We start from the raw sequence: 2,533 nt of genomic DNA on the forward strand, positions 1-2,533 counted from the left end.
CCAGGCTGCTGAACGGCACCACCACATATTTTGCACCGATGCCGAGGAAACCGCCGACCGACAGAATCGCGAACGCCGATTTATCGGTGGGTGAAACGATCAGATCATCAACCGTCCCAATCGTTGCATCCATCTCATTAACAACGGTCGCGCCGACCACTTTGGACGTGCGGTAGCCGCTCAGAAGATGCGTCGGCGAAATGGCGCTCAGAATCATCGATTGCCCGGCGAAAGGGGCGGCTTCGGTTTGGATGCTCAGGGGATTGGACATAGGATTTCCTTTCAAAAGATTATAAACATCGAGTCAGAAGGTATTTTTCAAACCCAGCCAATAAACCGAATGAAGGTTAAATGGTTTAAGGTTTCATTCTCCTTCTTTGGAGACATTTAGAATATAAATTAAGAATTGAATTTCTATAAGTATCGGAATACACCTATAACGGTATATTTTTTCAAGAATTATACCTTAATAAAACCATAATCGCGATTTTTTATTGTTTCATTGAATTTTCTTATCCTCCCACCCCGCATCCAGCGCTAAGCGCACTAAGGCCGGGATGGAAGTTGCGCCGGTTTTACGCATGATGGCGGCCCGATGATTTTCCACCGTGCGCTGACTGATCCCGATATCGCGGGCGATATTCTTGCTGGGGTGCCCCGCCAGAACGAGCGTCATCACTTGCCGTTGCCGGGCCGTGAGGTGCATCGGCAGTGCTTGGGGAAAGCCGCCGCTTGCCCGCGCCAGATGATCGGACAGCAGCGCGCGGGCTACCTTCAGATCCTGCTGGCACTCGGCTAGCGCGCGTTCCAACGCGGCAATCCGCGCGGGCGCATCGGGGCCGTTTTTAGGGGAAAGGGTGAGCATGGGCTATAGCCTCCATCGGAGGAGCCTTCGCACAGGAAGGTATCCCCATGACTTACCATTATTTCGCGAAACATACGATTCTTTCCAAACCTTTGCGCGTGGCCTGAGTAGTTTCCGAGGCTCCCGGTGGGTTGGGGAGGGCGCTAGCGTTGCTGAACCCTTTTTTCAATTCATGAGGAGATTCTCTATGGCGAAATCTCAAAAGCGGAATAGTCGCGAAGCTAAAAAGCCGAAAGCGACCAAAACCGCCGCCGCCGCCCCGGCAACCACCCTTAAAGGTTCTCTGGAACCCCTCACACAACCTAAGAAAAAATGAAAGAACAATCCTGGCGAAAAACGATGAAATACATCGGTGCCCTGTCCGGTAGTGGGATTGTTACCTGCAATGGCAAAACCGTGGGCCGCGCTTCTTATCGCTTCGACTGTTTTTTCCAACCGCCGAACAATATCACCAGCAGCGGGGAACTTCAGCTTCCCCCGGCGGCCTTGGAGGAAGTGTTCGGCCGCACCGACGTTCGGCTCGTGACCGACGACGGTCGCCAGCTTGAGTTACGCTTTTCCGAGAAAAGCTTAGCCGCCGCTAGCACGGCGGCGCATGTGGAGGTAACGGGCGATCTGGCGCTCCCGCCGCTCTAACGCCCCGCCTTCAACCAATGCGGAAAATAGTGCTTCAGCTTCTTCACCTTCGGCGTGGAGACCCCCGCGATATAGGGATTGCTGGGGTTGCGCGCGGCGTAATCATGATGCTCGGGCTCGGCCACATAGAAGGCCGTCAGCGGCTCCAGCGTTGTCAGGATCGGGCCGGAATAGATCTTCGCCGCGTCCAACTGCCGCATATAGGCCTGCGCTACCGCCTGTTCGTCGGGTGTTGCGTAGAAAATCACCGAGCGATACTGCCGCCCGACATCGGCCCCCTGCCGGTCCTTCTGGGTTGGATCATGGGCCACGCCGAAGAAAAGCTTCAAAAGCTGCCCATAAGTGACCTGTGCCGGATCATAGGTAATCTCAATCACCTCGGCATGATTGGTGCGCCCCGTGCAGACGGTGCGGTAATCCGCCGTTATTGAACTATCCCCGGCATAACCCGGTCGAACCTCCAGCACGCCCGCCACGGCGGTATAAACCGCCTCCGTACACCAGAAGCAGCCGCCACCGAAAATGGCGACGCGCGAAGCACCGGCATCGGCGGGTAAATCCTGGGCCGGGTCGGGCAGGGACCAGGCATCGATCAACAGGGGCATGGTAGGACTCCAAAATCAGCGCTCTATCTTACATGGTCCGAGGTGCCCCGCCCGTAAAGAGATGAGGAGGGCATGCTGAAATTCCCTGCCGCGTTTCCGAACAAGATCGTGTAGTATTTTCTTTGATTATTTCGCCGGTTCGGGACGCCATGTCTGCTGCTTTTTCGCCCCCGCCTAGCCTGTTCGCGCAACAAGACGATAGTGATATTCCCTTCGTCGGGGCGCTGTTGGATTCGATGGAAACCGCTGCGTGCCTGATCGATCCTGAGGAAAAAATCATCGGGTGGAACCGCTGCTACGAGGCGTTTTTTCCGGAGCATGAAGGGGTTTTGCGCCGGGGTTGGTCGTATCTCGAAAATATGCAAAATTATTTCCGCACCAATGCCGAGATTACCGATCCCAAGTTATTTGAAGAAACCGTGGCCGC

6 protein-coding genes are annotated in these 2,533 nt (G+C 55.0%); 3 read left to right on the plus strand and 3 right to left on the minus strand.

What is annotated here, in order from left to right; translation table 11 throughout:
- Positions 1-271, minus strand: a 271-nt coding sequence (locus VZ95_RS16565; RefSeq protein ID WP_045776839.1) for a PRC-barrel domain-containing protein, incomplete at its 3' end; no start/stop codon positions are given.
- Positions 272-499: 228 nt separating this feature from the next.
- Positions 500-865 carry a response regulator transcription factor gene (locus VZ95_RS16570; protein WP_045776840.1) on the minus strand — a complete coding sequence of 122 codons (366 nt, stop codon included), beginning with the start codon at positions 863-865 and terminating at the stop codon, positions 500-502.
- 187 nt (positions 866-1,052) lie between these two features.
- Here VZ95_RS16570 and VZ95_RS28345 point away from each other — a divergent pair, with 187 nt between their 5' ends.
- The gene (locus tag VZ95_RS28345; protein WP_269747123.1) at positions 1,053-1,181 is read left to right on the plus strand and encodes a hypothetical protein; all 129 of its coding nucleotides are present in this window, start codon (positions 1,053-1,055) and stop codon (positions 1,179-1,181) included.
- A 23-nt stretch (positions 1,182-1,204) separates the two neighbouring features.
- Positions 1,205-1,501, plus strand: a complete 297-nt coding sequence (locus tag VZ95_RS16575) for a hypothetical protein (protein WP_045776843.1) — start codon at positions 1,205-1,207, stop codon at positions 1,499-1,501.
- Here VZ95_RS16575 and msrA read toward each other — a convergent pair.
- Positions 1,498-2,106, minus strand: a complete 609-nt coding sequence (gene msrA / locus VZ95_RS16580) for a peptide-methionine (S)-S-oxide reductase MsrA (protein WP_045776841.1) — start codon at positions 2,104-2,106, stop codon at positions 1,498-1,500. The genes VZ95_RS16575 and msrA overlap by 4 nt on opposite strands.
- Before the next feature lie 149 nt (positions 2,107-2,255).
- Here msrA and VZ95_RS16585 point away from each other — a divergent pair.
- A partial coding sequence (locus VZ95_RS16585; protein WP_198148357.1) for a hypothetical protein occupies positions 2,256-2,533 on the plus strand: 278 nt, incomplete at its 3' end.

The sequence above is a fragment of the Elstera litoralis genome (assembly GCF_000963705.1).
GTDB classification, from domain to species: domain Bacteria; phylum Pseudomonadota; class Alphaproteobacteria; order Elsterales; family Elsteraceae; genus Elstera; species Elstera litoralis.

Bases quoted from the DNA above. Each gene is read 5' to 3' on its own strand.
- msrA (WP_045776841.1), bottom strand. From the start codon at position 2,106: ATGCCCCTGTTGATCGATGCCTGGTCCCTGCCCGACCCGGCCCAGGAT.
- VZ95_RS16575 (WP_045776843.1), top strand. From the start codon at position 1,205: ATGAAATACATCGGTGCCCTGTCCGGTAGTGGGATTGTTACCTGCAAT.
- VZ95_RS16570 (WP_045776840.1), bottom strand. From the start codon at position 865: ATGCTCACCCTTTCCCCTAAAAACGGCCCCGATGCGCCCGCGCGGATT.
- VZ95_RS28345 (WP_269747123.1), top strand. From the start codon at position 1,053: ATGGCGAAATCTCAAAAGCGGAATAGTCGCGAAGCTAAAAAGCCGAAA.